This window comes from Fluviispira sanaruensis (assembly GCF_004295685.1).
In the GTDB taxonomy this organism is placed as follows: domain Bacteria; phylum Bdellovibrionota_B; class Oligoflexia; order Silvanigrellales; family Silvanigrellaceae; genus Silvanigrella; species Silvanigrella sanaruensis.
Genome location: NZ_AP019368.1, coordinates 948,257 through 974,756, shown reverse-complemented (window position 1 = coordinate 974,756; position 26,500 = coordinate 948,257). Strand labels below are relative to the sequence as shown.

Genomic DNA, 26,500 nt, shown 5'->3' with positions numbered 1-26,500 from the left:
AATTAGCACTATGACTTAGTATTTTTAAAATAAAATAATTTTTCAAGCCATAACCTTTTTAAAATCATCCTTACTTTTCGAAAATTTGCAAAACTTTAACTCAAATAAATATCGAATTTTTACCTATATTTATCTGAGTTATTATTATATAAAATATTAACGTTTTCCACTCACAATTTATATCAATTCTTAAAATAAAATTTATTTATAATAAATAAATTTAAAATATTTTTAGATACATCCAAATATTAATAATTAAAATATTTCAATCGAATAGATAATTTTTACTTGCCTTAGCCAAATTTTTATTGCCATAGATATAAAAATATAACTTACGAGGTCGCATAATGGGAAAATATCCTGAAATTAAATCTTTAAAAAAAGATATGTTTATCGCCAATGAAAGAACTGCACCGCACTGTTTCATTCTTCTTTCTAATCTTGAACTTAGACTTTTGGTTGATATTTATCAAAGAATATCTCATAAAATAGTTATTTTTGAAAACTACAATGGAATTATGATCGAAAAGATTAAACATATTATCTTACAAAATCTTCTTAAAGATAAATTAATTATCGAAGGACCCAACGGATTTATTGCTGCTCATAACGATTTATTATTTGAAAGTCCCGTTTTAAACGAGAAAGTAAAAAGAATTGCTGGAGCTGTCGAAGGAAGTTTAGATGTTATGACTGAAAAAAATCTTGAGGAAAGTAAAATATGTTACTTAAACTATAAAAAAGTTCCAAAAGAAAAGTATGATGAAATAATTTCTGATGCAAAGAAACTATTATTTAAAATAACTAACTTTTACAAATTTCAAAACAAGGGAAATGTCGATTGTGAATTTATCTATTTATGTTTTTTTACAACCAAAGAAAGGATAAATAATGCGCAATATATTAATAGCTTCAATTTTTTTTACATTATTTTCTAATAGTGCTTTATTTGCTCAATCCAAAAAAATGGGTGGTGGGAAAATAGGATGGTTTATAGATGCTGGAGAAATAAAATTTTGAAATTAAAGATAGAATTTCTTAACTCCGCAGAGACATCATTTGGCGAAGTAAAATAAATCATAATCTTATTCGACGGACTAACCACGGATGATAAAATTAAAACGGATGAACTGAGCTATTGCTGAAAGTTTTGATACCATGTCAGCATAAATAGCTCCAAATTTTTTTATTCACTTATAATAAAAATTCCAAATTTTGATACATAACTTGAAGTCAAATCTTTAATGAGTTCTTCTCCTTGATGAGTAAGAATATCCATTAATTGTAAAGCTACGCATTGAGGTTAATTTCCACCTTGTTCCCACTTTGCCACTGTTTTATGTAAACTGCTAAAAAATTTGCGAACTCTTCTTGGCTCAATTCAAGAGAAAGACTTAGATTTTTTCTTTATCTTAGCATTACAATTGGAACGAGTTTAATCACAATCGTTTTATGTTTATGGACTCTTGTGGTTAACACTTTTTATAATCAATTGCTTCTTTTAAACCTCTTTCAAGATTTTAAAATAAAATCATGATTCATCTTCTTTCTTAAACTGGCTAACAGATATATTAAAATCGGATTTAAAAGATTTGCTTTTTTATTCTTTGATGCCCCTATCCATAACATAGGTCATTCATTTAAAAGCATTTATCAAAAGTTCCCTATCAGCTTCACTATCAATTCGTATGAGGCTTAATTCAAATTTATTTTTATAATTATTTTCCGATCTATCAACTAATAATTCAACCTTCTGATCTTTTTTATTAACATCAATTAATTTAATTACATTGTCATAATGTGATTCATCATATGTTTCTGCATCACAAAACAAACAATTCGATCTGTATATTATTTTTGAACGCTCACTAAAACCAATAACAACATAATCACATGTACTCCTATTTTCTCTTTTACATCTTGACAGATCAAGGACATTATCTATTAAACTATTTGAATTTATTAAGCCATTGTTATTATCATAGAGTCTCTCTTCTTTTACTAAATAGATATTCTTAACATCCCCAAGGCTATCAACATTTTCTCGCTCAAGACTACATCCAATAAAAATAAAACTAAAAAAAACAAATAAATATTTACTTGCATTCATAAACATAATTATCTCCATTCGAGAAACATATAAAAAAAGAAGAAAACTCATTTACTCTTATAAATAATATATTATTGCATTTCAAGTTCAATCCATAAATAATCATTTAAAAATTTTAAAATAAAGATTGGAAATACCAAAGAGGTCGGTATTTAAAAACTCCATACATACAAACAGAGTGAAAAAAGACTTAGCGAAATAAAAACACTTTTTAGAATCGATCCAGTTTTAATACAAATATAAAATGACATAAAAATAAAAATAATATTTATGAGATAAAGCAATGTCCTAGTATCCCAAAGAACTTTTAAACTGGCATTTTTAAAAGCTGCAGAATAAATTATTTCTCCAATGATACAACAAGAAGCGTAGTCAAGAATTTTAAAAAATGTATTCTTTTTTATATCTAAATTTCGCACAACAAACATAGGAATAATTTTAAACAGATAATTTACAATTGCAGCGCCCAAAATAGCTATGAGTATAGCATTATCCATTTTTTGCCCTTTCTTTTTTCGCATCCATTGCACAAAAAAGAACTCCCACCGCCAATGCATAAATTATCTCAATGAATTTGATATCTAAACTTTGTAAAAAGGGCATTGCAAGAAAACCACTGGCTGTTGCAACAATTGCAAAAATATCAGGATAACGTTTGGCAGTGAGTGCGGCAAAATGTAAAGGCATGACGACCATAAAAATAAGTGGTATACGTGAGTCCGTAATATCTTTTACAAAATAATAACCAAATAATGTTGCGATACAGGCAAAAATATAGCTTGGAATAGCTGCACCATAAAAATATGCTATATGCCCATGCGTCATATTTTCTGATTTATATTTAGTATAAGCAACTGTAAATGTACTCGCACTAAACATAAACATGGCAATAATAGAGTGAATTGGTTTAGACTTCTTAAAATAGGGAGCTAAGACTGCAGAATTTAATAGAAAGCGAAAATTAATGACGAAAACAACAAAAATAATATAAAGAACATTCACATCCTGTTTTAGGGCATAAATAAGCGCAAGTTGGGCAGGAGCAGCAAAGATAAGCATTGTTAATAGCAATGAATTAATATGATTTAAATGGTTTTCGTGACAGAGGGAGCCGAGTGAAGAAAACATAAAAAAGAAAGACAGCCAAATGGGTAATGCATCGACTAAACCTTCTTTAAAATATACTCTATTTGACTTTATACATTCCATGCAAACCTTCAGTCAGAACATTCACTTTTTAAGTCTTCTCATGTACTTTTGATAACTATACAATAAATTATGACACAAAATTCCTGCAAACGGTTTTACTTTAGCAGAATATAGTTCAATTTCCTCTCGAGTAGGCAAATCATTTGTACCTAAAGCCCACTGAAAGGATTTTTTAACTGCTAAATCACTTACAGGAATACAATTAAAGTTTCGCAGAATTTTTTGAAAAAAATTATCTATTTCATAGTTTTCAATTTTAATTATATCCATATCTCACAATTTAGGAATTAAAAGTTTTATTGAATTATAGGCAAAATATATCGCCAATAATATAAGAATAACACCACTCACATTATTAATTACTTTAATCACTTTATGTGTAAGCATTTTTTTAGAAAAGAAAATAATAATATTTAAAAAAATTATCCAGAGTAGAATTCCAATGAGAGCTCCAATGCTACCTTTAAGAAAAGAATTCTGACTGGATATCAGGTTATTAATTTGTGCACTCACGGAAAGCCAAAAAATAACATTATATGGATTCAATAATGTAAGAAAAATACCATCTATTAATTGTTTAAAAAAAGATTTATTAATATTTATTCTATAACTTTCAACAGCTGTCGATCTAAAACTCATAATACCAAACCAAAAAACCAAAACAGCCCCAAAAATTCCAAAAATAGGCATATAAATTGAATTAGAAAATAATTCTAAAAGTCCCACTCCTACAAGAGCGAGGAATATTAAGTCCGCAACGCAGGCACCTAAGCCGAATATAACCGCATGAATCCAGCTAATATTTAAATGTCTGCGCATAATCTCAATATTTATTGGCCCAATAGGAGCAGCTGCACCAATTCCTAAGGCAACAAATACAGCAAATGGACTAAACAGAGATTCCATTTTCTAATTCCATAACATTAAATGTTTGTCTGGCAATATACCTATAAAACTTTGTAATGTTACGCGATAGTTTGCAGAAAAGCTACGAATTGCATGCGGTTTTCTCGTATTAAACATGATTAAGTCACCTTGTTCAGGTCTAATAATCATTGATGTAGGTAAAATGCCGCGCCAATCACACTCAGAAGAATCTTCAATATAATTTTCTATTGGAATTGCTGGAACATCCCAGAGTTCCAATTCCCCCCCGATTTCTGGCATAGAAATATAAATATTAACCGAAAATTGCCCTAATAATTTTACTTCCTTTTGTTGTAATCCATCAAAGTGTGGTTGCTTTTCCACTGAATAGGATAATTCAGGCCGCTTCATAATACGCGCGATACCTGCATGCATTTTTTTTCCTTCAAAATTTGCTAAACTTGCTCCATGTGACCATAATTCATCCAACTCTAAACGAAATTTATCAAACGGAGCTAAGTAAGGAGAACATGCTTTGCGCACATCGCGAATTGCAGGTAATGCTCCTTCAAAATATTTTTTATAATTTTCACTCTCCTTGCCTTGACCAAAAGTTGTATTATAAGAGACTCCAACACGATCCACTCCGTAATCAACTAAAATAGTTTTATTCTCTTTTTTAAGATCGTGAGGATGACATTCTAATTTTGGGTGTTCAAGAAAATATTCTGTTAACTTATTCGACAAATCAGCATCGGCAAATTTTTTAATATGTATTGCTAAAGCTTCATCGTTAAAAAGTTTTTTTAATGAAATTTCATCAAGACTATCTCGAACGATAACCTTCTCATTGAACATATACATCTCCTTATAAAAGTGCGGTGCAACAAAATTTTTTAAATATTAAATATTAAAATAAGCGCAATAAGAACAGGAGCAATAATTCTACAAATCCATTTCATCCCCAAAGATATTCTTGGAGAGTGAGACAATTCATCCTCAATCAGCGGCCAAATCTTCCAACCCGTGAAAAGCGCTGTGCCTATACCACCCAAAGGAAGGAGGATATTTGTTGCAAGATAATCCATTGAATCAAAAATATTTCTGCCGAAAAATTTGTATTCAGATAAAATTCCAAATGATAAAGATGCAGGTATGCCAACGATAAAAATAAGTATACAAATTGTTAATGTTACTGGTTTTCTTCTAAATCGCCATTCATCTATCGGAAAAATAATAATTAACTCTAATAACGAAACAGCAGAAGTTAATGAAGCAACTAAAAGAAGAGAAAAAAATGATATTGCAAAGAATTGGCCAAAAGGAAGATGATTAAAAACAATCGGCATAGTCATATAAGTTAGCCCAGGACCAGAAGCAGGATCTAAACCAAATGATGCTACAGCAGGAAAAATCATGAGACCTGCTAAAATTGAAGTCAGCATTGTCAATGAAGTGATCCATAAGATTGCGCTTGTTAGCTTTGTTTCTTTAGGAAGATATGAGCCATAGGCAAGCATACAACCCGCTCCGACAGATAAAGAGAAAAATGCTAGACCAAGAGCTTCTACGATCATCGAAGGAGATATTTTAGACAAGTCGGGAGATAATAAAGTGCGAACACCTACAAAAGCCCCAGGTAAAGTAACAGAGCGGACAATTAAAATAAGCATAAGAATAAATAAGGCCGGCATAAGTATTTTACTAGCACGTTCGATCCCTTTTTGTACACCAAAAATAACAATTAAAAGAGTAAATAAAACAAATAAACCATGAGTCACAATTGGTTCATAGGGATGTGAAACATAATTCCTAAATAGAGAAGAAAGAATTTTAGAGTCATTCGTCATAACACGTCCATCGAGTGCACGCATTAAATATCCTATGGTCCATCCGCCAATAACACTATAAAAAGAAAGTACTATAAACCCACATACAACACCCATATAACCAATAAAGGACCACTCTTTTCCTCCTAAATTTCGAAAAGCACCAACCGCTCCGCAACTTGCTGCGCGTCCAATCGCGATTTCTGCAAATAAAAGTGAAATTCCCAGAGTAAATATTATCAGTAAAAAAATAATTAAAAACGCTCCTCCCCCATTCATTGCAGTTACGTAAGGAAATTTCCAGATTGAACCCAATCCAACCGTTGCTCCAGTCGATGCAAGAATAAATCCAAGTTTTGAGCTCCATTGCGAACGATTCATAAAAAACTCCGATACTAATATTTCTTCTTGCTTGCAGTACATTAAAATTATTTTATAAACAAATATAATGGAAGGTTTGAAATAAGGCCAATATGCTACACTAGTGCTATTTTTACGAAGTATAAATTTCTTTATTAGCAAAACATTAAATATTAATTACATTTTAAAACAAATAGCATAAAAGTAGAAAAATAATAGTTATGATGCCTTTAAAGTCAAATTAAGGCTAATAAATCATTATATTTTTGATCGTAACCCCTATTTGAAGTTGACACTTTTTCTCTAAGAAAAGGCGATTTATCTGAGCTACGTATACGTTTCTAATACTATGTAAAACGTATAATTTTAAAAGAATAATTCAACTAAATATATATTTTCTGATTATTATGATGATCGTACGCACTCCTTTTTCTTGACTCTCTTAGATATATAAGGAAGTGATTGAGCTTTCTCTTATTACTACGGAATAGAGTTCTCTCATTTTCGGAGTTATACAAAGTTATTTTCTTATTGGTGATGCCTTTGGTGGAGCATAGAGTCCATTCGTGTTCAATAGTTTTGGCCTCTAATTCACATTGATAATTGCTTCTTTATTATTTTCGATAAACGGTATATTACTCCCGCTTTTTTTTATCTCTTGTAAATAGAAAATTATTTAAAAAAAATAAAAAAGCATTATAAATCATATTAACAGTGAATTTCTCGCCCTAAAATAATCTCAAAGTCCCTTATATTTTTTAAATTAGATACTATTTTACTTCATCCGTTCGCAACATAGCTTTTAGTTTTACTCTGGTTAAAAAAATAGCTGCTACAGAACCCAGTAAAAAAACAATGACCCCACAAAAAATATAGGATTGTTTAGGACTTATAAAACCCAATAAAAAAGAAATCCATATTCCACTCAGTGAATCGCCTGCAAAAGCTATTGTTGACCAAAAACTATAGACTTTGCCAATATGTTCTTTAGGAACTTCATTTTGAATGAGAAGCATATGGGGAACATCGATGATTGATTCAGAAATCCCTGCAAAAAATGCTAAAAAAAGTGCGATTACAAGCGAAGTCGTTAAACCTATACCTGCATAAAAAAATCCCCACAAACTCCAACCGACAAAGATAGTAAAAAGTAAATTATTTATTTTTCGTTTACTTATTATTAAGGAAGAAACAACATTTCCGATGGCAAATGCAGAGAGCATGTAGCCTAAGCCATTTGCATTTATTTTCCAGATTTGATCTGAAAGAATCGGCAGAGCAATTTTATCCAGTCCTACAATAAAAATTAAACCAACGGGAAATATAGCAAAACTCCAAAATAAATTCAAGTTGCCTTTTATAATACTCAAAATTTTCCCAAGCTCTTTTAATATATTTTCTTTTACTGGATTTTTCTGCTTCCGCCAATCCCCTTTCAACGTGATTGCAAGAATCGCTGCAATTGTATGTGTCATAAATGTGATTAGATAAATTTGCGGAGCACTTATTTGTGCGATTAATATTCCACCAATGGCAAATCCAAGCACACGAGATGATTGGAAAGCAGCGTGAAAGATGGACACGCCTATTTGCAAACTCTGAATGGGCAAAATATCATTCACTGAAGACTTAAGACTCGGCTGAAAAAAGCAGCGCACACTTGAACTGATAAATGCAACAATTGCAAGCTGAGTTAAGTTCAAAAATTCATAATAAAAAGCTAAAGGAACAGTTACAATTAACAGAGCTCGAATAATATCACAAAAAATCATTAAATTTTTTTTATTCAAGCGATCAGCATAAACCCCTCCAATCATGCCAAACAGGAGGTAAGGTGCAGAGAAACAGAGTATGACTAGTCCTGTTACAAAAGATGAAGGACTCATTTTATACACTAGCCAAAAATAGGCCACATGATAAGCTGTTTCACCAATAACTGATATGAATTGAGCTAACCAAAGCTTAGCATAATTATTGATTTTAAATAGTTTAAAATATTCTTCTAGCATTCATACCTCATAATGTTATTAAGTTTTATTTGATAGCATAAATCATGATAAAGAGGAAGATAGACTTAATTTTTATAGAGCAATTTTTTTGAGCACTTTAAAAAATTATTAATTTATTTTGAACTTATCTTTGTAATATTCTCTTAATTGCATTTTATACGTATTATAAGCAATTTCTGTGATACTTTTATCAATATTATTGACATTTTTTCCCGTTATAGGATCAACTAATTCAATTTTTATTGTAAGCAATTGAAACAAATATCTAGAGACAATATTATTACCAAATGAAAAACTATATGCATTATTTTCTGGTTTTAAGCCAATATATCCATTCAAAAATCCTTCGTTTTTACTTGCTTCCAGCCATTTATCCTCCTTGCCATTTACATAGCTTATTAAACAACCAAATGAATTGATACCACCCGAAATAGATGTATGAGTCAAAGCTAAAACTTTGCTCCTAAATAAGAAATCAGCTACATCTTTATTAACAGAAGCTTTTATCATAAATTGACCTGCATATGATGAAGATAGATTGAAATCTCCAAAATGATTACTTATAGGTTGTATGTCATCTGATGGTAAGTTTTTTAAATTGAATTTTTTTATTTCTTTTAGATAAATTCCTTCATAGGGAGGTAGACTATTTGTATTTAATAAAGTTTCCTTTATTTTTGATCTATTATCATCAATAATCCATGTTAAATATTTTATCACATTCGCATCACTTTCTGAACGATAAAGATAAAAAAAAGGAACTCTATTTTTTAGAGATAGATCTTCCCCATTCCAATATTTATTTTCAGTTAGAGCAAATTTTTTTACTTCATCTATACTTTTACGTCCATCACCTCCATCGATAAGATGAATATGATCAATAAAATCATTGTCTTTTTTGCACCAATTGTGTAAAAAATCTGCGAAATACTTAAACTTGTGTTCAGAGTTTTTATTATCCGCTTGAGCTAATTTGAATTTCTTTTTTGCTTTATCTTGCCAATTTTTTAAAATATAATCTGATTGTTCAGTTGGAATAGCAATAGATTTTTTTTCAAGAAAAGTAATTAAAAAAAATAATATACTATAAATAAACAATTTTATCATAATTAAACACCCCTAAATATAATTACTAAGTATTATAAAAATTTTATAAGAAATATACTAATAATTTTAGCGTCAAAATATTGAATTCTTAATTAATTTGAGATCCAATTAATTTATTTGTTATTTTTCAAAAGTTAATTGCTATTAATAAATTTCAAATAAGGAAAATAATACTGGAAAATATCCAAAAATTTTAATTATTTAAAAAAGAAAGATAAAATTATCCATATTCGTTAGAAGCTACTGACGCATATTAAAAAGTCAAAATTGGCAGAAATTTAATTTCTCCTACTTTTTTAATTTTAGCTATACTATAATATAGATGGCTTTAAAAGCCGTGATAATATAATTGAATATACTGAATTCTATCAAAAGAATTTAATGGATATGTTTTACAGATTTTACTTTTGCTCAGCCCGCCATGCCAAGCCTAATGTAAATTATTTTTGTATTTGTCATTATTTATATTGACGGCTATGGTTGAAAATCTTCCATAATTTGGATAATACGGTTAATATTTTTAACTCATGATTATAATGTTTTTTTCAAGTGCAAAATATAGCCATTTCTAATAAATGTAATTTAACACTAAAATATAAGACAAATCACCCCTTCCGCCCACCTCATCAAATTCGTAAAGCACTAAATTTATATAATTAATTAAAATAATTTAATAATATATCCAAATTTACTTTATAATTTTGTTTTTTTTGTTTTTATAAAAAATGACATACATTGTGTCATTTTTGAAGTTCTAACATATTTTTTGAGGTTTATTCATGAGATATCATAGTTTTGCTTCTTTGACTAAAATTATCTTCTGTTCATTTTTTTTAGCCAGCTGTGCTAAAAAAGCAATCAATGATTCATCCGCTCCAAAGTCTCCAACTCTAGCTAATATTTCTACTTGCTCTAAAAATGTTGAAGGAAAGTGTAAAAAAGCTGTCACAAGCGAACCTAGCGTAAATGAACTTGTCCCTAAACCTGAAGTAATTGAAATAGTTGTTGAAGATGAAAGTGAATATTTACAGGATGACAGCAAAAATAAGAATGAAGACAATTCAGACCTTGAAGATTTTTTTAAAAGTTACCTATATTTTCAAATAAATAATGAAAACTCTTTTAATATCGCTTATTTAACATTAGATACAGATGGAAAAACAAAATTAGCACTTGCAAAAGATGATGCAGGTAATTTGAATTATGGAGGGATAATTCCAAAGGACTTAATGCGCTTTAGAATTCCTGTTTCAAGCGATGTAGGATCGATGGGTTTAGATAAATTCTCAATAAAGCCAAAAAAAGCAAATAGAAATAAATTTTGTGAATTTTTCGAATTTAAAGTTATAATTGATCATGTTCATCCTGAAATTATTTTAAAAGAAAATGTATCAACCGATATATTTAGTGACTTTAAAAAAGCACAATACTGTACATATGAAATTTATGATAAAGATAAGAAATTAGCAACTTTCAATCTTCTTTTCAATAAAACATTTCTAGATTGGTGCTCTGCTTCACAGACTCCTTTAAGCAATGCAGAAAAGTCTGCTTTAGCAATCACAGAATTATGTGAGCAGTCAAAAAAATCACCACTAAATACAACTGAACTTGATAAGTTAAAGTCTTTAAAAATTTTAAAATTAAGTTCGAATGTTATAAATGATCTCTCTCCCCTCTCAGGATTTATAAATCTTGATGAACTTGATTTAAGAAGAAGTTCTCTTAGAGGAATTCCTCAAGGCATATTTTATAACTTAAGAAATCTAAAAACCCTTGATTTGAGTGAAAATCAGATTGCAAAAATTCATTCCAACAGTTTTATAGGTTTAAATAATTTAAATAACTTATATCTTGGCAATAACTTATTGGATAAGATTGTATTGACTGCTTTTGATATGCTAACTTCGTTAGAAAATATTTCTTTAATTTCTGCAAAAAAATTTGATTTTTCAGAAAAATTATTCACTAAAATCGGTAAATTAAAAAAAGAATCTTTGAGTGAAATTTATTTTATGAAAGGAAAAAAATTGAATTTCTCAGAAAAATTATGCGAATTTGAAGACAATTATTGCGAAGAAAGTGATGAAAACTTCGAATTTAGCACAGAGGACATAGAAAGCGAAATAAGTCCGTTAAATAGATCATATTCAGAATTTATGACCTTAAATACTTGGGAAATAACAAATAAAGTCAGACAATTCGTAAATAAAGATGGAGCACTCGTTAAACTACCAAATAATAATTATTCAGATATTAAAGATTATATGGCTATAAGAAATGATAAAATTTATTTTTGCTCAATTTCAAAATTGACAGGTAAGATTGTATTTAATGGAAGCCTTGGATTGCTTAATTTTAATCGTCATAATAAATCTTTTAGTTTTAAAAATCCAGGGAGTTATTTTGAGTTAACTACCCATTACAGAAAAATATCAGATGATTATGTATTTAGTTATTCAGATTTAGATGTAGTTAATTATAATGGTGAATTAAAAAATACGCCTGTTGAAACAATTACATATACACGCAAAGTGAGCATAGATGAATTCATTAGCTTCAAAGACAAATGTCGAATTCCATTTGAAGTTGAAGATATGTTAAAGTAAAAGAGTTTATTGAGAGCACATAATTAGTACGTTCAATAAACTTCAATGAATTCATTTCCATTAAAGATGATTGTAAATTTCCAGAAGAAATTTAAGATTTTTTAACAGAAGAATAAATGATATAACTTGCCAATTAATATAGTGAGATCATCCAAAATTTCGATGGTTGATGAAAATTGGGGATAATTTCATTTTCGACTATATCCCCAGCCGCACTCTTAGAATATTTAATCTGCTTCCAATAAGGAGCTAATAAAAATTTTGTATCCCCAAGGCTCAAAGCACCTTGAATTAATATTTTTTTATCTTTTTTTCCTATAACTTTTTTTAATTGATTATATGAAAAACTCATTCCAAAAGAATTTTTCTTTTCCTCATTTTTTAAATTATTTTTGTCCGAATTAATAATTTCTAAACCTGACCAAAGCAGTTCATTTGGTATTTGACTGCGTTTTGATCTTTGTCTAATCCCATCGAATTCAAGTGCAATCCAATTCCCATTTACAGTCAATTCAAATTCAAGATATCTTTTGGAATTCTTCGCATCAGCGATAAATAATTCACTCACACTATATTTCCATAGTTCATCAATAAAATTAGTTTTCTTATTATTTTTTCTAGGCGGCGTATGCAAAAAATATTTTTCAAGTGACTCTGAACTATAAGTTAACCATTTAAGAAAAGGAAGATTTGCATTCTTTATGGCTTTACTCATAGGCATCATTTGAATGATCTCAATCCCAATTGAAGGAATACCTTGATAAGAATTTTGCGCATATTCAATATAAGGTGAGTCAAAGATTTTTAATGGAAATATTTTTTTAGTTTCGGGTTTCTTAATATGGCTTGAGTTTGGATGCCATAAAAGACCAACCCATTTATTATTATTTTCACCCCGATAACTTGGCCCTAGCATTTGCATACCGCAATTTGTATAAAGCTTTTGCGAAAATTCCCCGACAGGTTGAACTTCTAATTCTAAGTCTGCATTGAGCTCTGTTTTTGCTTTATCTCGCATAATTGCTGTTAAAGATAACATATCATTGGTAGTCGCATTACCGAGATTCCAGACAAAATTTGCATGATACTCACTCACTGCAGCATTGCCAACACGTGTTCCCTTTAAGCCCAATTGATCGAATAATTGACCACTCGGCTTTCCAATAGAATAATTATTTTTAAAAGTGGAACCACAACTCGGCATGAAGAAATGCTTTTTTTTATGCCTATCGGCTTCGCATTCATGCATAAATTGAATTAATTTTTCTGGTAATTCGGTTTGCGGAAAACTCAAGCGTGCACCAATCACAATTTCCGGCTTATTCATAAGAAGAGTCTTTTTATAACCTTGAAAAACCTCTTCATTGCGATATGTTTTTAAAATACCATCCATATCGAGCGTAAAAATTTGTGTCACAATTTGTGAGATTTCACCGCCATAACAACGGGCATTCATACGCACAGATGCACCCAACTGGCCTGGCATACGGTACATCCACCCAGCTCCAGCACGATTTTCAAGCAAACATATTTCAGCTATTTCTGTATTTGTAACCCCAGCTTCGGCAAATAAAGTCTCTGAATTCTCCCAATGCCAGGCTGAAAGTTTTTCTAAAGAAATGACTAATCCCGAAAAATCACCATCTGCATAAACTGAGTTGCTGCCAGAGCCCAAAACAGAGCACGGAATTGAATTTTCTTTTGTCCAATATAATGCTTCTTGTATTTCTGCGATATTATTCGGTTCCGCAAAAAAACGGGCGTGTCCACCCATCCGATAATAAGTTTTATTATTTAAAGGTTGATTTTCTAAAAAGAAATAAGGCAACCGCTTTTCCATTTATTCCTGCCCTAAAGCTTCAAGGACTTCTTGTTCATTGCAGTATTTAGGACCGCCTTCATAAAATAATTCTGCATTTATTGCTTGGACAATTTCGGCATTGTCAAAGTTACGGGCCCGTAAATCTTCACAAATTTCAGAAAATAGCAACTCTGTTTGTTTTTCCATTAGTACAAAACTTTGATAATAATCAGGATTATCAATACGATTAAATAACTCTCCGACTTTCCAATTATCAGGCGGTAAATGTCCAAGTTTAGTTTCAATTTGTTTTAGCTCTATTATTTTTTTATGAATTGTATCTGGAATTTTTTTTAATTCGATTTTACTTGCCATTCTTGTTCTTCCTCAGATTTAACGGGTGCAAAATATCGCTGATAAATACTTTTAGACATGCGCACCTTAAAAATTCCTTCATCTTGGGTCCAATTCGACTCTAAGACACGTGTATGAGAGTAAATAAGTGATAACATTTTAGAATCACCATAAGAAACGTGAAAAACTTCTTCAACCATATTTTGGGCAAGAAAATTCACAATCATCTCTCGAAAGCGTTTGATATCCTCTTCTTTATAACTAGACAAGCAGATACTTCTTGGGTATCCACGCGCGAGGATTTTAGGAAGACGCGGTTCACCCACAACTTTATCAATTTTGTTGAAAACAATAATTCTTGGCACATCGGAAGCACCGACTTGCACAAGCACTTCGTCCGTTACTTTAATGTGATCTTTATAAGATTTATGAGTAATATCAACAATATGAAGTAAAAGATCGGCCTTACTAGTCTCTTCCAAAGTGCTTCTAAAACTTGCCACCAAGCCATGCGGTAAATTGCGGATAAAGCCGACAGTGTCAGTCACAAGAATATTCATATTATTTACACCACGAATTCGACGGATACTGGAATCGAGTGTTTCAAACAGTGAATCTTTCGCAGATAAATGGCTTTCGGTGAGAGCATTCATCAAGGTCGTTTTTCCAGCATTCGTATAACCAACCAACACAACATTCCACTCATCTGCCCGATTTTTTCTTTGTGTTTCGCGTTCTTTTTGGATTTTCTCTAGGTCTTTTCTTAGGCTAGCAATCTTATCTTTCATCCTGCGCCGATCAATTTCGATCTGCGTTTCTCCCGCACCTTTGAGTCGTCCCCCCGATCCTCCACCGCCTCTTTGCCTTTCCCAAGTGATCCAAGCATTTGAAAGTCTGGGTGCAATATACTCTAAGTGAGCAATTTCTACCTGCGTGCGCGCCTCTTTGGATCGTGCATTTTTCCTAAATATTTGTAGAATAACACCTGTTCTATCAAGAATAGGTTTAGCAATTAAATTTTCAAGATTTCGCACTTGGGTTGGAGAAAGCTCTTGATCGAAAGTGACATAATCGAATTTTAATAGCTCACAGGCTTTTTTTATTTCCTCAGCTTTACCTAAACCTATATAAGTTGCAGGAATAGGTTTGACTTTCTTTTGCACCGTCACACCGACGCATTCATCCCCTAAAGTTCTAATTAAAGCACCAAGCTCAACTAAGCTTTCTTGAATTTCTACGGGGTCATCATCGGGCAATTCAAGACTTACGAGATAAGACTTCATCCCACCTTGAACACGATTTTCCAATTGCTGCCGTGCTTTTTCTAATTCTAATGTTTTTTCTATATCAATATTATTTTTACTCAACGAAATTCCTCTATGAATTTTGCGATGTCATTTATTTCTTCTTGACTGATATTATGACCCATCTGATATGTTTTTGCTCTCACTTTTGCAGTTCCCATATCTTTTAATATATCAACTGTCTCAAAATACATTGCTGGAAGTACAACCTGATCTTGCAGTCCATGTGCAACAAAAATAGGAGTCGTTATTCTTTCACCTGCATAACTATTTTTAATCACATGCCCTTGAATCATAAATCCACTCAATGAAAGAATACCAGCTAAATTCTCTTTCCCTTTTAGTCCACAATTAAGCGCCATCGAAGCACCTTGCGAAAAACCTAAAATAAATATTTTATGAAACGGGACATTAATCTGCTCAGTTACGTTATATAATAATTGCAAGATAGAATCTTCTGAAACTCTTCTTTCTTCAGTGGGATTATTAAAAAGAGGAAACCATTGTGACCCATCGACACCCATTGGATAGTTTCTCGGTCCCTGTGGAAACAGCCAGAGAACATCCGTTACTTTAATTTCATTAGCCAACGATGCAAAATTTGCAGCATTATCTCCAAAACCATGCAAAGCAATAATTACATTTTTAACTTCATTCCCTTTAAACTGCGCCACTGTTTTTAAAGGACTCTGCAGTTTATCAAGACTTTTCGATCCTATCCATTTGATGTTATGCTGAATTGACATTCTTTCTCCATAGGTGAATTTGACGATTTATTAATACCATCTAAGGCAATATACTTGTTTCTAGATCAGCGCAAAACAACTGGGGCAAACTCATGATGCGTCTTCTCGCATTTCTTCTTTGTAGGATTTTCTTTAAACGCATAAGCGTTTCGGGAACTCCTTATACTGGTGGTTCGGCAATATGGGCAGCCAATCATTCAAGCGGCATAGTAGACCCCGCAGTGATGCTTGGTTTGGCACCTGTGACAATTCGACCACTCGCCAAGCATACCCTATGGGAAATGCCCGTCATGAAACAAATACTACAAATCACAAAAGCAATACCTGTAACACGATTGCAGGATATCAAAAAGGATGTGCAAGCACAAAAAGAAATGCTGCAACAAGGTAACTTTGAGCCTGATTGGCGAGCAAAAGCAAATAATGAAGCTTTTCAAGCCGTTGGTGATGCGCTTTTAAAAGGAGATTGCATTTTAATATTTCCTGAAGGCGTTAGTCATGACGACCCTTATATATATAAATTTAAAACAGGCTTAGCTCGAATGGCATTGCAGGCAATGAGCCGTGCTAATAATGATAATTTTCATGTTGTCGTTCAACCTGTGGTTATAGATTATTCTGAGAAAGATGAATTTCGCAGCGAACTCAATTTACATTACTGTGAACCTGTTGTGATCACTTCTGCAGATAACTCTGTGAACGATATTATGGATGGAGTGAGAGAATCATTAGAAGCAGGTTTTGCAAGTTTTTTTAGCTGGGACGAAAAAAGAAACTGGAGATTTTTATTTGAACTTTCTTATGGTAGACAAGCATATTCATCACGTGAATTTAGAATTTTTGTCGAAAAACTTCGCCCTGAATTCGACATCGACCCGATTTTAATGGCGCGTATACAAACTATGCGCCGTATGATGCAAGCTGTTAATGTTTCTCCCATACAACTTGTTTGGGGAGATGTGAATTATAAACGGAGAAATTTCTTTTGGGTTATTTTCAGGCATGGATGGTTTTATTTATTTTTAACTATTCCTATTGAATTTTTAGGAACCATTGTTTGGGCTATTCCTTCTAAATTTTGTGAATCACTTGCAAAAAAAAGCACATCTGATCGCGATGTCAGAGCAACTATGAAGATTGCCCATGGCATGTGGTTCTTTCCACTTTGGGCCTTTTTTACATCATCCGTATTTACATATCTGCTAGGCTCCTATTTACCTAATATTAATAAAATCGTAATATGGATTGCTTTCTTAATCTTGACTCCTACATTTCTTGCATTGAGTCTGATGGTTCGAGAAAGTATTAACTTCTTCCCTGGTTTTTTAAGATTGGCAAAGCTCCGTTTCTTCTTCCCTAGAGGGTGGTATGAGCTCATGAAAGAGTGGAGAGAAATCTCTGATGGAGTCATGCTTAAAATTAAATCCCAAGAAGAATCTAAAAAACCTAAACATAATTGAATTTGAGGCAATTAAAATTTATGTCATTGTATAACAAACCAAATGATACTTCTTTTGAATACTTTTTAAAAAAAACTTATCCCGAGCATGCAAGAAGAATTTTACTCGCAAAAAGCAATGCAAATATCGTTCGTTTTTTTTATCCATTGTTATCTTTTTTTATTCCTATCATCTTTTTTGCGATTATTTCTTTGAGCATAGCTTTTTTTAAAAAGGCAATTTTAACGAGTGTTGAAGGGGGAAAGTTCGCAGACGTCATTACAGAAATTTCCATTCACAACAGCATAATTATCACATGTACTATAGGATTTATTATATCACTTATGTTTTTGTTAATAGGACTTCTTCTAGGATTTTCAAAGGCTAAAGATCTTTTATTTCACTCTGAACAGCTTGAAACTTCGGTCCGCCAAGTATGGCTCTTAGAACAAAACAATAAACTCAACACAAAAGAAAATGCCCCGAAAAATTATGAATTTGAAAATTAAAAAATATGTGATCTTTTTGAATGGTTATCATAATTTTTCTCCTATTCAGGTAATTTGTTCCCAAATTAAATCAACAGATTTTAAAAAAAACCATTTTGACACACTTTATGTTGCAGATGGTGGTTTGAATCATATTTTACAAAATAAAGTAAGTTACCAAAATATAATTTGGTCTGGAGATTCTGATAGTTTAAACAATAAATCCAAAAAATATCTTGACAATTCTTCTCTCTGTTACAACAATCAGAAATCTAAGAGTTCTCCTTTAGAAAAAATCCTTCTTGTGAAAAACAAGAACTTTAATGACTTTTCTGTTCTTCTTGACAGAATTCTTAAAGAAGCTACAGAGCATCAAGTCTTCCTAGAAATTTTTTATGGTTTAGGGGGACGTAGAGATCATGAAGTTGCAAATATTCTTGAAGTTGAACGTTTTATTTGCAAAATCCCTCTTGGTGGAATTTGTTATTTCCATGGGGGAGTTATTATATCATCGATTGAATTTGATATATTAAAAGCAAATAAGATGTTATTTTCTGTTTTCATAAGAGGAACAAGAGGATCTCTTGATATATCAGGCGCAGAATTCAATGGTCATTTTTTATTGGAAAGACCTTCCCATGGTTTAAGTAACAAAGCGTTGGGACAAAAAATCTCAATAAAACCCATTGAATCTGTAATATCAGTTTACTTTTAAAGGATTTCCTTATGATTCAATTAAGATCTCACAAAACCTCTAAAGAAATAATTCAATTTTTAAAAGAAATACATTGCAAAGATTTGAATTCATTTGAAAGTGAACAACTTCTTAAAGTATTTTTAACCCCTGCTGAAATTGATGCAATTGCACAAAGAGTGCAAATAGTCGATTTAATTTCTCAAGGGGTTGCTCAACGAGAAATTTCTGAAAAACTTGGAGTAGGCATAGCTACTGTTACACGAGGAAGTAGAATGCTCCAAGAAAATCCAGATCTTTTAAGAAGAGTCTTTCCAAGAAGTTCTGATTCTCTTTGATTCATCTAAAATGAGTTCTTAATTTAGAGAATAAATGTAATCACACCTTTAGATCTTCCTTATATTTTCGAATTCTTTCTATAAGAATTCGAATATCATTATCTTTTTCATCATCAATATTTTGATAAATCTTTAAAATCAATTCAAAGACAATTTTAAACCATTTCTCCTTCTTAGAAATATCAATGATTAGACAAAGTAAAAGAAAGTTTTTAATTAGAACATCAATTTGCTCATCATCTTTATCTATAATTGGCTTAATTCTATTTACAAGCAAGGCCCTTCTCAATATAGGTCCAACATCGGTAAATGCCTTTTCAGCAATTATCATCCATTCTTTTTCTTTCGAATCGAGTGAAATTTCCTCTATTTCTGCTAAAAAGTGGATAAGACTTTGATTGTTTAAAGAAGCAAATTTCCTTAAGGTTGCAATGCTATTCGTTAAAGGAGAAAACTTTTTCAGTCTAATCTTATTATAATAGCTTTTATCCATACCTAAAAGTTCCGCAACCTCCTTGTTTTGGTAACCTGTAGCAGTATGAATTTTCTCAAGGTAATGTGATAATGTCCGTATGTGCTTTTGTTCATCTGTATTTATCTTAACTTCATCCATAAAGTTTTTCATTCCTTTGTAATCTTATGAAGATCTCCACCTTCTTTGAATCTGTTACTATACAGTTTTAAAGGAATCCACCTTTTCAGTGGAAATGAAAACCATTTTAAAATATCTCTAAAATTTAACCCATTAATTATTTTGTAATTTTTTTTTATTTTTGCAGAACAATAGTACTCAAGTAACTATAATTATTATAAAATATAATTTTTAGAGAAATTTAGTAGTTTTAAATTCCTTTAAAACTACTATAGATAGAAGATAAATCTATTCTTATTTCGGGAATTATGCGAAACCAAAGATTACATTTTTCAGGTTTACTTATTTAATATATTTTTGAATTAGAATCAATAAACGATAATAAAATTTTATTTAGGCGTTAATAAGTTAACTTTTTAGTCTATAAGTTTCTTTTTTAAATTCATATATGTATGAGTAAAAACAACTTTACGAATATGTTCTCGCAGATCGAAGCCATAAGCCCTAGGAGAAATGGCAATTACAGGTGGAGCTTGCATACGTTTAATCACTCCAGATTCGACAAAATTGAGCCACCAACGCTCTAAATCTCTAATAAAATCTTGGACTGTAGGAAATAATTTTCGAACCAATCCTTTTTCACAACCAATCATATTTTCTAAAGTTCCAACTACATATGCATTCAAACAATCTTCAGGTGTTTTTCTCTCCCAATGTTCGACCCAAGAACGAAAAAGAAAATCGTGATAATTGTAAATTAAAGGATCACCTTTATTCTCTAAAACATTTTGCTCGGCACTGAGTTCGGCACTCGGAATGACATCAAGAGTTTCTCTCGGAATAACTGGCATTTTGTAAATAATTTCATTATAAAAATAAGCTAAACTATATACATCGTGTTTCCATAAATCAGCTAAAGGACACAAAAAACCAGCTTGATCACCATACAAAGTCGAATATCCAACTGATAGCTCAGTTTTATTTGCATTACATGAAAACACAGCTCCCAAAGACTGAGCCAGTGCTGCTAAAATACGTCCACCTCTATCCCGAGCTTGGATATTTTCAAATACCAATTTCGTCATTTGAGGTTGAACAGCCGCATTAATAAATTTAAGATTTTCAAGTTGCTCCACACTTAAGTTTATAGATTCTTCGATACCTACACTTGCATAGGGACAACCAAGATTTTCTGCAAGTTTTTTTGCAGCATTAATAGTTAAATGCGAGTTAAATTTTGAAGGCATATTAACTAAATAAACATTTTCTGGCCCCAATATTCTTGAAAATATCACGGCACTCAGAGCAGAATCAATTCCTCCACTTGCTCCAATTACTACCCTGTTAATTTTCCATTCCTCGAGACATTTCTGGATTATGTATTCTAAAGATTTTTGTGTTTCTTCTACAAGCGATACCGTTTTTAAACATTTTATTTTTTCATTATTTATTACATCTTTTTTTGCAAAATCAAAGTCTATTACGCTTAGCTTTTCTGTAAAAAATCCACATAAATGAATCACATCCCCTACAGAATTATAAAATGATGAAGATCCATCGAAACCAAACACTGTTTTTCCTATATTTTGAATACCGACACAATTAACATAAAATATTTGTATTTTATTCTTTACACATTCTTTTGAAAAAATATTTTCTCTTTTTTCTTGCTTTCCTCTAGTAAAAGGAGAGCAGCTTAAATTAACAAAAAAATCATGCTTATACCGACTCGAATAAATTTTGAAAGGAGAGATATCATAGTCCTGACTCCAACCATCTTCACAGACTGTAACACCAACTTTAATTTTCTTTTTTTCAACTTTTAAGCTTATGGGTTCATAAAGGTCAATGACTTTACATCGTCTTTCAAACGCAAGTTTTCGAAGATCAAAAAAATAGCGAGAATCATCAAACTCTTTATAATTTGGCATAAGGGCTTTTATCCAAAAAGGATAATTTGATTTTTTATTTATTTGAAAATGTCCGTTCTGCGCATGAAAAACAGCATTGTATTTTCTCACACGACCATCTTCATTTTTTCTTTTCCAATCAATACCAACTGATCCAAAAATAATGTCTATCTCTTTAGACAGTTCAGATATTTTATTGTTATAAAATTCACACTCTCTCAGAAAAGAATTTTGTTCCCAAATGTCACCATTAAAATATCCTGGCAATGACATTTCTGGGAATACAATAAGATTTGCTTTTTGCCCCAAAGCGAGCTCAATATAGCTTTTCATTGTTTCAAAATTTTGTTTACAATTTTCCGAAAGAACTCTTATTTGAGCTATGGCAATTTTCATATTTTATTTTACCTTTTTTACCCTTTTATACAACGAGCCTAGTCTAAAACAGTGCAAAACTAATATGAAACCATTTGCTCTTCAACAAAAAAACCTCTCAGATAGAACTTGAGTTCATAAAAAAAAATTGAGACAATTCAAATTGAAAAAAATAAAATTAAGGGGTCAAAATGACTTTTCATGCAAGTGTTAAAGAAAAAGTGTTCCACTCAGTCCTTGTGTTATTGTGTCTGACTTTTATTGCAAAAGTAAATGCTTTAGAAGTGAAAGTAGGAGCGCTTCTCTCTCTGTCAAATACTCTGGCTGCTTATGGCCAAGATGCTAAAAAGGGCATTGAACTGGCTCTAGAGCAAATGCCAAAATCCGATGTGAAATTGATCGTTATCTATGAAGACACGCAAAGCACTCCTTCTGAATCTGCAAAAGCTATCAATAAACTGATCGTTTCAGATAAAGTCCGTGTAGTCATTGGCGAAATGACGAGTTCCAATACAATAGCTGCTGCATCGATCGCAGAAAAAGAGAAGATACCAATTATTTCTCCTAGCTCAACAAATGATTCGATCACTGTTGGGAAAAAATATATTTTTCGAGCATGTTTTATAGATAGTTTTCAAGGTTATGTGATGTCAAATTTTGCCCTTCACAGTCTAAATGCAAAAAAAGCTATTGTCATTGAAGACTCAGATTCCGACTACAGTAAAGGTTTGAGCCAAAGCTTTCGCAATGATTTTGAAAAAAATGGCGGTAAGATTCTTAAAGTCTTAAAATATTCACAAAAAGATACAAGCTTTACAGCTCAACTTGCAGAGGTTCGTCGATTAAAGCCTGAAGTATTGTTTATTCCTGGTTTTCACCAACAGGTTGGCGTTATTCTCCGCGAGGCAAAAGATCTGCAAATATCAGCGAGAATACTTGGTGGTGATGGTTGGGACACACCCGAATTGAGAGCTATTGCAAAGGGCGCTGAAAATGGTGCTTATATTTCGAATCATTATTCTACAGATTCTGAAAATGTCGTACTCAAAAACTTTATACTGGCTTTTCAAAAAAAATATAAATCCACTCCGAGTGCTTATGCGGCACTCGCCTTTGATTCTATTAATATTGTATTAAGTGCAATTAAAAAATCCAATTCAGACAACCCTGAAAAGATACGAACCGCAATGAGCGAAATTAAAAATTTTGCGGGAGTCACGGGCACTATTACGATTGATCAAAATCATAATGCCCTCAAGCCAGCAGTTGTTCTAGAATATGTGAAAGATGGATACAAATATATTACGAGTGTAGATCCTATCCAAAAACAAAAATCTAAACTATAATAGTCGGAGCTTCCTTCTTAACTGACAAGCCAGTATTTTTATTGGTACAACTACATTTACAAATTTTTTCCATTTTTACCAATTGCATTATATATATAAAGATGATACTTACTCATATCTGTTTGATGTATTTTGACAAGAAATTGTAAGTATTTATCTATTACAAATGAGAAATCGAATCTTGTCCAAAATAATTGAGTTTCAAGAAGAAGCTTAATTTATGTTTCCAGTGGACATACGAACGAAATTTTCATGAGGAGAACGCAGTATGATATCATTTAGCAAACGAAACTTTTTTTTCGCAGGATGTGCATTAACTTCAAGTTTTGCATTTTCACTAAGTGCAATTGCTTTTGAAGCGCGCGTTGGGATCATACTTCCGTTAACTGGAACTCAAGCGTTTTATGGTAAAGAAGCAGAAAAAGGGATTAAAATTGCTCTAGAAGAGCTACAAAAATCTGAACCTTCCCTCAAAGTCTTCATAGAGGATTCTGCCAGTTCTCCTTCCGAATCTGCTAAAGCAATGCATAAACTCATCACATCTGATAAAGTGATTGCTGTTGTGGGCGACATGACGAGTTCCAACACAATTGCCGCTGGATCCATCGCGGAAAAAGAAAAAATTCCGATAATAACTCCAAGCGCAACAAATGACACAATTACTGATAATAAAAAATATATTTTTAGAACTTGTTTTAAAGATAGTTTTCAAGGTGTTGTCATGGCTAATTTCAGTTTAAAAAACTTAAATGCAAAAACAGCTATTATTCTTGAAGACTCTGACTCTGACTATAGTAGAGGATTGGCAGAAAACTTTAAAGCAACATTTGAAAAGGATGGCGGTAAAGTCCTCAAAATCTTAAAATTCTCCCAAAAAGATACTACTTTTACAGCTCAATTAGGTGATGTGCGCAAAAGAAAACCCGATATTCTTTTCATACCTGCTTATCATCAACAAGTTGGAGTTATTATTCGTGAAGCTAAGGATCTACAAATAAAATCAACTCTCGTTGGTACAGATGGCTGGAACACTCCTGAGTTACGTAAAATTGCCGAAGGGCGTGAAGACGGCGCCTATTTCTCAACCCACTACTCTCCAGATAATAGTGAAAATCCATCCCTACAAAAATTCATAAAAGTCTATTCTGAAAAATACAAAGCTCAGCCAAGTGCTTTTTCTGCTTTAGGCTACGATACAATTAAAATCCTATATACAGCAATTGAAAATGCAAAAATTGCTGATTCTGAAAAAACAAAAGCTTCTGAAGATATAAGAAATGCTCTCAGTAAAATAAAAGATTTTTCTGGAGTTACAGGGAATATTACGATGGACAAAAATAACAACGCAATAAAACCTGCCGTTATTCTACAATTTGTCCCAAATGGTTTCAAATTTATTACATCATTTCTTCCTAAACATCAAAGCGAATGAGTTCATTGCTTAAAATTAATTCTCCTTTTTGCAAAAATGATTAAATATTAAATATTAAATTTTACTGTTTGATTATTATTAAATCAAAAATCGAGAATTTTTTGGTTATGGAGACTGTTCGAATTTGCATTTATTTATATTGTGCTTATTTGCTCTTTAACAAAATGAATGATACTTATTTTAGCTATACCATATGGAGTTGGTGTATTAAGTCGAGGTATTTTATGTAAAATTGATAATCAATAAGGAGCATTTAAGAATTATCATAATCAAATGAATATAATTTTTAATTCGCTTTTTATTAATTATTAATTTAAATATTTCGCTTAATAAAAGCTTTTATAAAAAGCAAAATTTAGAGGAGAATCGTTAAATGAAATTACAAAGTTCAAAAATTATAACTTACACTTTTACATCTATTATAGCTTTTGCGACAAACACGCACGCTCTGGCTACCGATGCAAAAGTCGGAGTTCTGTTACCTTTAACGGGTTCCCAAGCTTTTTATGGAAAAGAAGCAAAAAATGGAATTGATCTTGCTAGACAGGAACTGTCTGCCTCAAATGTCGATTTAAAAATAGTTGTAGAGGATACACAAAGCACACCTATAGAAGCTGCTAAAGGAATGAATAAGCTAATCACTTCAGATCGTGTGAATGTCGTAATTGCAGAAGTAATAAGCTCCAATGCGATTGCCGCAGCTTCCATTTCTGAAAAAGCTAAAATCCCTATGCTCTCTCCTGCTGCGACAAATGACTCCGTCACTTTAGGAAAAAAATATATTTATAGAACTTGTTTTATCGACAGTTTCCAAGGTGTCGTTATGGCAAAATATGCCAAAGATCATTTAAATGCGAAAAATGCTATTATTCTTGAAGATTCGGATTCGGATTACAGCAAAGGCTTGAGCAATAATTTTAAATCTACTTTTGAAAAAGAAGGTGGAAAAATTATAAAAGTTTTAAAATATTCACAAAAAGACACCAGTTTTACATCGCAACTTGGTGATGTACGCAGAAGTAAGCCTGATATTCTTTATATCCCTGGATTTCATCAACAGGTTGGAGTTATCTTACGGGAAGCTCAAGATCTAGGTATAAAATCAATAAAACTTGGTGGAGATGGATGGTACACTCCTGACTTAAGATCAATTGCCAAAGATGCTGTCAATGGTGGAATTATATCTACCCATTTTTATTCACCAGATAGTAAAGATCCCGCCAGCAGTGTTAATACACATGTCAAAGCATTTGTTGACGCTTATCAGGCGGAATACAAAGCAATGCCAAGTGCGCATGCTGCATTAGGTTATGATTCTTATAAAATTATTCATAACGTAATTACTGAAATAAAAGCTACTAAAACTAAAAAATCAGAAACAATTAGTTCTGAAGAAATAAACAATGCTTTAGGTAAATTAAAAAACTTTAAAGGAATTACGGGAACCATTACAATGGATCAAAACCATAATCCGATAAAACCGGCAGTTATACTTGAATATATTCCAAATGGATATAAATTTATAACAAGCATAAATCCACAATAGTCATCTCACTAAAACTGACTTTTTTAAGGTAACAG

The 26,500-nt window shown here is 31.6% G+C and carries 23 protein-coding genes; 9 read left to right on the top strand and 14 right to left on the bottom strand.

What is annotated here, in order from left to right; genetic code table 11:
- Positions 1 to 347 precede the first annotated feature (347 nt).
- Positions 348 to 938, top strand: a complete 591-nt coding sequence (locus EZS29_RS04235; RefSeq protein WP_130606904.1) for a hypothetical protein — start codon at positions 348 to 350, stop codon at positions 936 to 938.
- Between the two features lie 698 nt (positions 939 to 1,636).
- Here the strand turns inward: EZS29_RS04235 and EZS29_RS04230 are convergent.
- The 8 genes from EZS29_RS04230 to EZS29_RS04195 all read right to left on the bottom strand — a co-directional run bounded on the left by EZS29_RS04230 (position 1,637) and on the right by EZS29_RS04195 (position 9,491).
- On the bottom strand, positions 1,637 to 2,116 hold the full coding sequence (locus EZS29_RS04230) for a hypothetical protein (protein WP_130606902.1): 480 nt from the start codon (positions 2,114 to 2,116) through the stop codon (positions 1,637 to 1,639).
- A gap of 146 nt (positions 2,117 to 2,262) precedes the next feature.
- Entirely contained in the window at positions 2,263 to 2,607 is a 345-nt protein-coding gene (locus tag EZS29_RS04225) for an AzlD domain-containing protein (protein WP_172603764.1), read from the bottom strand.
- On the bottom strand, positions 2,600 to 3,319 hold the full coding sequence (locus tag EZS29_RS04220; protein ID WP_130606899.1) for an AzlC family ABC transporter permease: 720 nt from the start codon (positions 3,317 to 3,319) through the stop codon (positions 2,600 to 2,602). The genes EZS29_RS04225 and EZS29_RS04220 overlap by 8 nt, the downstream gene beginning before the upstream one ends.
- Before the next feature lie 273 nt (positions 3,320 to 3,592).
- Positions 3,593 to 4,225 carry a LysE family translocator gene (locus EZS29_RS04215; protein ID WP_130606897.1) on the bottom strand — a complete coding sequence of 211 codons (633 nt, stop codon included), beginning with the start codon at positions 4,223 to 4,225 and terminating at the stop codon, positions 3,593 to 3,595.
- A 3-nt stretch (positions 4,226 to 4,228) separates the two neighbouring features.
- Positions 4,229 to 5,044, bottom strand: coding sequence for a 2OG-Fe(II) oxygenase (locus EZS29_RS04210; protein ID WP_130606895.1), 816 nt, complete (start codon positions 5,042 to 5,044; stop codon positions 4,229 to 4,231).
- A gap of 38 nt (positions 5,045 to 5,082) precedes the next feature.
- Positions 5,083 to 6,396 (bottom strand): sodium-dependent transporter, encoded by a 1,314-nt coding sequence (locus EZS29_RS04205; RefSeq protein WP_130606893.1) that lies wholly within the window; start codon positions 6,394 to 6,396, stop codon positions 5,083 to 5,085.
- Between the two features lie 749 nt (positions 6,397 to 7,145).
- Positions 7,146 to 8,384, bottom strand: a complete 1,239-nt coding sequence (locus tag EZS29_RS04200; RefSeq protein ID WP_130606891.1) for an MFS transporter — start codon at positions 8,382 to 8,384, stop codon at positions 7,146 to 7,148.
- A 108-nt stretch (positions 8,385 to 8,492) separates the two neighbouring features.
- On the bottom strand, positions 8,493 to 9,491 hold the full coding sequence (locus tag EZS29_RS04195; protein ID WP_130606889.1) for a hypothetical protein: 999 nt from the start codon (positions 9,489 to 9,491) through the stop codon (positions 8,493 to 8,495).
- A 779-nt stretch (positions 9,492 to 10,270) separates the two neighbouring features.
- Between EZS29_RS04195 and EZS29_RS04190 the strand changes: the two genes are divergently transcribed.
- The gene (locus tag EZS29_RS04190; protein WP_130606887.1) at positions 10,271 to 12,100 is read left to right on the top strand and encodes a leucine-rich repeat domain-containing protein; all 1,830 of its coding nucleotides are present in this window, start codon (positions 10,271 to 10,273) and stop codon (positions 12,098 to 12,100) included.
- A 133-nt stretch (positions 12,101 to 12,233) separates the two neighbouring features.
- Here the strand turns inward: EZS29_RS04190 and murB are convergent, their stop codons facing one another.
- Genes murB through EZS29_RS04170 form a run of 4 tightly spaced genes read right to left on the bottom strand, consistent with a single transcriptional unit; the run spans position 12,234 to position 16,305 of the window.
- Positions 12,234 to 13,940, bottom strand: coding sequence for a UDP-N-acetylmuramate dehydrogenase (murB, locus tag EZS29_RS04185; protein WP_130606885.1), 1,707 nt, complete (start codon positions 13,938 to 13,940; stop codon positions 12,234 to 12,236).
- The gene (locus tag EZS29_RS04180; protein WP_130606883.1) at positions 13,941 to 14,276 is read right to left on the bottom strand and encodes a hypothetical protein; all 336 of its coding nucleotides are present in this window, start codon (positions 14,274 to 14,276) and stop codon (positions 13,941 to 13,943) included.
- Positions 14,255 to 15,622 (bottom strand): GTPase HflX, encoded by a 1,368-nt coding sequence (gene hflX, locus EZS29_RS04175; protein ID WP_130606881.1) that lies wholly within the window; start codon positions 15,620 to 15,622, stop codon positions 14,255 to 14,257. The genes EZS29_RS04180 and hflX overlap by 22 nt, the downstream gene beginning before the upstream one ends.
- Entirely contained in the window at positions 15,619 to 16,305 is a 687-nt protein-coding gene (locus EZS29_RS04170) for an alpha/beta hydrolase (RefSeq protein WP_130606879.1), read from the bottom strand. Before EZS29_RS04170 ends, hflX begins: the two co-directional genes overlap by 4 nt.
- Positions 16,306 to 16,397: 92 nt before the next feature.
- Between EZS29_RS04170 and EZS29_RS04165 the strand changes: the two genes are divergently transcribed.
- From EZS29_RS04165 to EZS29_RS04150, 4 genes are read left to right on the top strand one after another with little or no spacing between them, the layout of a single operon-like run.
- Entirely contained in the window at positions 16,398 to 17,765 is a 1,368-nt protein-coding gene (locus EZS29_RS04165) for a 1-acyl-sn-glycerol-3-phosphate acyltransferase (RefSeq protein WP_130606877.1), read from the top strand.
- Positions 17,766 to 17,785: 20 nt separating this feature from the next.
- Positions 17,786 to 18,253 (top strand): hypothetical protein, encoded by a 468-nt coding sequence (locus EZS29_RS04160; RefSeq protein ID WP_130606876.1) that lies wholly within the window; start codon positions 17,786 to 17,788, stop codon positions 18,251 to 18,253.
- On the top strand, positions 18,237 to 18,947 hold the full coding sequence (locus EZS29_RS04155; RefSeq protein ID WP_172603763.1) for a motility associated factor glycosyltransferase family protein: 711 nt from the start codon (positions 18,237 to 18,239) through the stop codon (positions 18,945 to 18,947). The genes EZS29_RS04160 and EZS29_RS04155 overlap by 17 nt, the downstream gene beginning before the upstream one ends.
- Positions 18,948 to 18,958: 11 nt before the next feature.
- Positions 18,959 to 19,264, top strand: coding sequence for a Trp family transcriptional regulator (locus EZS29_RS04150; RefSeq protein WP_130606872.1), 306 nt, complete (start codon positions 18,959 to 18,961; stop codon positions 19,262 to 19,264).
- 40 nt (positions 19,265 to 19,304) lie between these two features.
- Here the strand turns inward: EZS29_RS04150 and EZS29_RS04145 are convergent, their stop codons facing one another.
- Both EZS29_RS04145 and nadE read right to left on the bottom strand, forming a co-directional pair.
- On the bottom strand, positions 19,305 to 19,877 hold the full coding sequence (locus EZS29_RS04145) for a hypothetical protein (RefSeq protein ID WP_130606870.1): 573 nt from the start codon (positions 19,875 to 19,877) through the stop codon (positions 19,305 to 19,307).
- 395 nt (positions 19,878 to 20,272) lie between these two features.
- The gene (gene nadE / locus EZS29_RS04140) at positions 20,273 to 22,162 is read right to left on the bottom strand and encodes an NAD(+) synthase (RefSeq protein WP_130606868.1); all 1,890 of its coding nucleotides are present in this window, start codon (positions 22,160 to 22,162) and stop codon (positions 20,273 to 20,275) included.
- Positions 22,163 to 22,332: 170 nt separating this feature from the next.
- Between nadE and EZS29_RS04135 the strand changes: the two genes are divergently transcribed.
- The 3 genes from EZS29_RS04135 to EZS29_RS04125 all read left to right on the top strand — a co-directional run bounded on the left by EZS29_RS04135 (position 22,333) and on the right by EZS29_RS04125 (position 26,465).
- Positions 22,333 to 23,487: an ABC transporter substrate-binding protein gene (locus EZS29_RS04135; RefSeq protein ID WP_130606866.1), complete on the top strand. Its 1,155-nt coding sequence runs from the start codon at positions 22,333 to 22,335 to the stop codon at positions 23,485 to 23,487.
- A gap of 268 nt (positions 23,488 to 23,755) precedes the next feature.
- Positions 23,756 to 24,919: an ABC transporter substrate-binding protein gene (locus tag EZS29_RS04130; protein WP_130606864.1), complete on the top strand. Its 1,164-nt coding sequence runs from the start codon at positions 23,756 to 23,758 to the stop codon at positions 24,917 to 24,919.
- A 373-nt stretch (positions 24,920 to 25,292) separates the two neighbouring features.
- On the top strand, positions 25,293 to 26,465 hold the full coding sequence (locus EZS29_RS04125) for an ABC transporter substrate-binding protein (RefSeq protein WP_130606862.1): 1,173 nt from the start codon (positions 25,293 to 25,295) through the stop codon (positions 26,463 to 26,465).
- Positions 26,466 to 26,500: the final 35 nt, after the last annotated feature.

What these genes read in the sequence shown, in the direction of transcription:
- EZS29_RS04235 (WP_130606904.1), top strand. Translation starts at nt 348, where the DNA reads ATGGGAAAATATCCTGAAATTAAATCTTTAAAAAAAGATATGTTTATC.
- EZS29_RS04230 (WP_130606902.1), bottom strand. Translation starts at nt 2,116, where the DNA reads ATGTTTATGAATGCAAGTAAATATTTATTTGTTTTTTTTAGTTTTATT.
- EZS29_RS04225 (WP_172603764.1), bottom strand. Translation starts at nt 2,607, where the DNA reads ATGGATAATGCTATACTCATAGCTATTTTGGGCGCTGCAATTGTAAAT.
- EZS29_RS04220 (WP_130606899.1), bottom strand. Translation starts at nt 3,319, where the DNA reads ATGGAATGTATAAAGTCAAATAGAGTATATTTTAAAGAAGGTTTAGTC.
- EZS29_RS04215 (WP_130606897.1), bottom strand. Translation starts at nt 4,225, where the DNA reads ATGGAATCTCTGTTTAGTCCATTTGCTGTATTTGTTGCCTTAGGAATT.
- EZS29_RS04210 (WP_130606895.1), bottom strand. Translation starts at nt 5,044, where the DNA reads ATGTTCAATGAGAAGGTTATCGTTCGAGATAGTCTTGATGAAATTTCA.
- EZS29_RS04205 (WP_130606893.1), bottom strand. Translation starts at nt 6,396, where the DNA reads ATGAATCGTTCGCAATGGAGCTCAAAACTTGGATTTATTCTTGCATCG.
- EZS29_RS04200 (WP_130606891.1), bottom strand. Translation starts at nt 8,384, where the DNA reads ATGCTAGAAGAATATTTTAAACTATTTAAAATCAATAATTATGCTAAG.
- EZS29_RS04195 (WP_130606889.1), bottom strand. Translation starts at nt 9,491, where the DNA reads ATGATAAAATTGTTTATTTATAGTATATTATTTTTTTTAATTACTTTT.
- EZS29_RS04190 (WP_130606887.1), top strand. Translation starts at nt 10,271, where the DNA reads ATGAGATATCATAGTTTTGCTTCTTTGACTAAAATTATCTTCTGTTCA.
- murB (WP_130606885.1), bottom strand. Translation starts at nt 13,940, where the DNA reads ATGGAAAAGCGGTTGCCTTATTTCTTTTTAGAAAATCAACCTTTAAAT.
- EZS29_RS04180 (WP_130606883.1), bottom strand. Translation starts at nt 14,276, where the DNA reads ATGGCAAGTAAAATCGAATTAAAAAAAATTCCAGATACAATTCATAAA.
- EZS29_RS04170 (WP_130606879.1), bottom strand. Translation starts at nt 16,305, where the DNA reads ATGTCAATTCAGCATAACATCAAATGGATAGGATCGAAAAGTCTTGAT.
- EZS29_RS04165 (WP_130606877.1), top strand. Translation starts at nt 16,398, where the DNA reads ATGATGCGTCTTCTCGCATTTCTTCTTTGTAGGATTTTCTTTAAACGC.
- EZS29_RS04160 (WP_130606876.1), top strand. Translation starts at nt 17,786, where the DNA reads ATGTCATTGTATAACAAACCAAATGATACTTCTTTTGAATACTTTTTA.
- EZS29_RS04155 (WP_172603763.1), top strand. Translation starts at nt 18,237, where the DNA reads ATGAATTTGAAAATTAAAAAATATGTGATCTTTTTGAATGGTTATCAT.
- EZS29_RS04150 (WP_130606872.1), top strand. Translation starts at nt 18,959, where the DNA reads ATGATTCAATTAAGATCTCACAAAACCTCTAAAGAAATAATTCAATTT.
- EZS29_RS04145 (WP_130606870.1), bottom strand. Translation starts at nt 19,877, where the DNA reads ATGGATGAAGTTAAGATAAATACAGATGAACAAAAGCACATACGGACA.
- nadE (WP_130606868.1), bottom strand. Translation starts at nt 22,162, where the DNA reads ATGAAAATTGCCATAGCTCAAATAAGAGTTCTTTCGGAAAATTGTAAA.
- EZS29_RS04135 (WP_130606866.1), top strand. Translation starts at nt 22,333, where the DNA reads ATGACTTTTCATGCAAGTGTTAAAGAAAAAGTGTTCCACTCAGTCCTT.
- EZS29_RS04130 (WP_130606864.1), top strand. Translation starts at nt 23,756, where the DNA reads ATGATATCATTTAGCAAACGAAACTTTTTTTTCGCAGGATGTGCATTA.
- EZS29_RS04125 (WP_130606862.1), top strand. Translation starts at nt 25,293, where the DNA reads ATGAAATTACAAAGTTCAAAAATTATAACTTACACTTTTACATCTATT.